The organism is [Flexibacter] sp. ATCC 35208, from assembly GCF_001975825.1.
GTDB lineage: Bacteria > Bacteroidota > Bacteroidia > Chitinophagales > Chitinophagaceae > Chitinophaga.
On record NZ_MTKN01000158.1, the window covers coordinates 1 to 2,664 of the forward strand.

4 protein-coding genes are annotated in these 2,664 nt (G+C 35.3%); all 4 read right to left on the reverse strand.

The features are described 5' to 3' along the window. Positions 1–98: 98 nt before the first annotated feature. The 4 genes from BW716_RS34750 to BW716_RS34765 all read right to left on the reverse strand — a co-directional run bounded on the left by BW716_RS34750 (position 99) and on the right by BW716_RS34765 (position 2,623). A complete protein-coding gene (locus BW716_RS34750) occupies positions 99–806 on the reverse strand; it encodes a hypothetical protein (protein WP_083730633.1) in 708 nt (235 codons plus the stop codon). Continuing rightward, a complete protein-coding gene (locus tag BW716_RS34755) occupies positions 787–1,533 on the reverse strand; it encodes an RHS repeat-associated core domain-containing protein (RefSeq protein WP_083730634.1) in 747 nt (248 codons plus the stop codon). The genes BW716_RS34750 and BW716_RS34755 overlap by 20 nt, the downstream gene beginning before the upstream one ends. A gap of 89 nt (positions 1,534–1,622) precedes the next feature. Then, positions 1,623–1,937, reverse strand: a complete 315-nt coding sequence (locus BW716_RS34760) for a hypothetical protein (RefSeq protein ID WP_083730635.1) — start codon at positions 1,935–1,937, stop codon at positions 1,623–1,625. 224 nt (positions 1,938–2,161) lie between these two features. After that, positions 2,162–2,623: a hypothetical protein gene (locus tag BW716_RS34765; protein ID WP_083730636.1), complete on the reverse strand. Its 462-nt coding sequence runs from the start codon at positions 2,621–2,623 to the stop codon at positions 2,162–2,164. Positions 2,624–2,664 lie beyond the last annotated feature (41 nt).

The window sequence follows — 2,664 nt, forward strand, 5'->3', positions numbered from 1 at the left end:
ATAATTCAATACACCTCAATTGTGATATATAGTACATAAGCTAAAAATTTTTTTTCAAACATATGCTTAATCAATTTTAGGTGGTTCTTTTAATAGAGTTAATTCAACCTATTAACAGCAGTTGAATCAAGTGCCATTTTCTTTATGGAGCCATCTAATGTTATATCATACTTAATAAAGACCGTTGAATCATTTTGATGTACTCCTTTGCCTAATAATAACTGAAGATGATCACTATTGGGATTAAAATTTACATAATTATAGTCAAAAGAGTTTGACACAAAGGCATATAGCTTATACTCTTTCCCATTCCCAAATATAAAACCTATATACCAAATATTGCTATCGCGTATAGAAGATACGAAATAGAAAAGTTCACGATAATTGCCTTTTATATTATTAATCGTATCAGGTATGGAAATATAAAATTTATCACTAATTCCATAGCCTACAGCATTTAAAATGTTATTCTTATTAATAAATATGGCCTTCCCCTTTATAATGCATACCGCTTCCCTTGCACTTTTATATTTAACTATAATTTTCTTTTGCTCAGCTGATAGGCTATAAAAAGGGATTAGATCATAAGTTAGCGGACTTAAATTACAATAGAAAGAGATATTGGCTAACTTAAAATCTACAAATGATGCTATTTCCCCATTACTCTGTTGAATATTTACCTGTGCTGAAGGCAAAAATATATGCTTCCTTGAATAATCCCCAGGTATTACAAAACATGAAAATGTAACAGAAAATAATAGTATCCCTGCTCTTTGAAGTAACTTCTTAATATGCAATGCCTCCATATGGTTTATATTTATAATTTCCATTTTTGTCTTTTGAAAATGTTCCTTGACTTGCTTTAATGTAATCATCAGATGGACGGTAAAATATTGTTCTTCTTTTCGCTCCCTGGCTACTACCTCCAAATGCCGTTCCTGCCACAGAAAGGAACTCACTGTGATTGTTATGTATAACTGTCCACTGTTGAGTAGTATTTCCGTTAATATCAACAGCACTAATTATCACAGTTCCAGATTTTGTTGTCCCATTTTGTTTTGCAAGACGCACTTCCATATTCTTAAGATCAGATCCTTGTCCTAAAAACTTACCATCTGCAGAATAATAGAATTCCAATCCATCCATATCTACACCTGCAATTGGACTGTTACTCGCGAACTGATATGGTGTTAACTGTGGATATTTTGGAGTCAACGGATCTACGCTAAGGAACTGTCCGATTCGTGGATCATAAATCCTCATCCCATAATCCTGCTCATTCCCCTCTCCCTTCACCTCATTATCATTCTCCTTCCCGTTAAACCCATACCTATACCCCTTCGCTGCTATACCATAACTTATTCCACTTTCGGTCCCAGGATCGGCACTCGTCTGATCTACAAACAGCGTAGTAAACTCATCACCTGTTCCACTTGCAAACTCCCCTTCAAAACTTATCACCTGCGTAGCCATATAAGTTCCCGGAGTATTATTCGTACGCTGGGTGACTGTCAATGTCGCAGGGATCTCCATTCATTACTACAGTACTACCCGCAACATTCCTTCCTGTCCCTATATGATACTCCCCAAATAAAGATAGGCATTTGACCAACCAACAGGTATTAACTGACATGGAGAATCGCAGGCACAATGGCAAAGCTGAAGCAATTCATAAGAGTAGGTATACTCAGGACCAGTGGGTAAAGATGGAATATTCTAGCTGGCGTTACTTCTTTTATATTTGCAATCTGCTTCCTATCAACGCTTAAATCATTGAATTCAAAAGCCTTATCAGTATACCAAGCATTATATTCTTTTCCTTTTTTGTCGTAATAAGTTTTAAAATGACCAATTGCACCACGCATACCTTTAAGTTCCTTGTCTACCATTCCGACGAAAGTACCTTGTCGGTCAAATCTCAAAGTCGTATCTCCCATTGGATCAATATTGGTAATCGGGTTATTAGTAAAAGTTGCACACGGGCTTTCACCAATATTAGGACGAATATCTAGATTCCATCTTCGTCCAACTCTGGAATCATATTCCCAAAATAAAGCTGAATAGCTATTTCCTTCTCCTTTCGTCTCATCACTTCTTTCCTGGCCATTAAACCCATAACGATACCCCTTCGCTACAAATCAGACAATTCATACTTGCCAAGCTATAAAACTACAAATTCATTTATTCCTCCCTCATCGTCATTAAATATAACTTTATCTAAATGGGAGAAAATCAAGACATATTCAGAGAACTCATAAAATTCACGATTAAAATAGTCTTCATACCATGAAGCAAAAATATCAAATTCCTTCACTAAGATGGTAAAGAGCCACTTCTTACTATGACCTTCATCAGTAAACAATAACAAATGCTCTTCCTGATTAATTCCAGCTAAAAAATGTTCTTTAAAATCTTGTATTGTTAAGTCACGTTCACCTGAAGCAAAACAGTACCAATCGTATATTTGCTTACGTTCATAAGTATGCCTAACACTTTCCATTGCATTCACGAGATAGTTCTCATAAGTCAAATCTTCATATTTCAGAAATCTGAGCTTTGTGCATTGAAGATGGGTCATAGCCGTTTTAGGCTCTATAACCCATCGACAATAAGCATTCTCCATTAATTAATTATTTTTTTGATTACGAAGTTGTTTACACTTTT

What these genes read in the sequence shown, in the direction of transcription:
- BW716_RS34755 (WP_083730634.1), bottom strand. Translation starts at nt 1,533, where the DNA reads ATGGAGATCCCTGCGACATTGACAGTCACCCAGCGTACGAATAATACT.
- BW716_RS34750 (WP_083730633.1), bottom strand. Translation starts at nt 806, where the DNA reads ATGGAGGCATTGCATATTAAGAAGTTACTTCAAAGAGCAGGGATACTA.
- BW716_RS34760 (WP_083730635.1), bottom strand. Translation starts at nt 1,937, where the DNA reads ATGGGAGATACGACTTTGAGATTTGACCGACAAGGTACTTTCGTCGGA.
- BW716_RS34765 (WP_083730636.1), bottom strand. Translation starts at nt 2,623, where the DNA reads ATGGAGAATGCTTATTGTCGATGGGTTATAGAGCCTAAAACGGCTATG.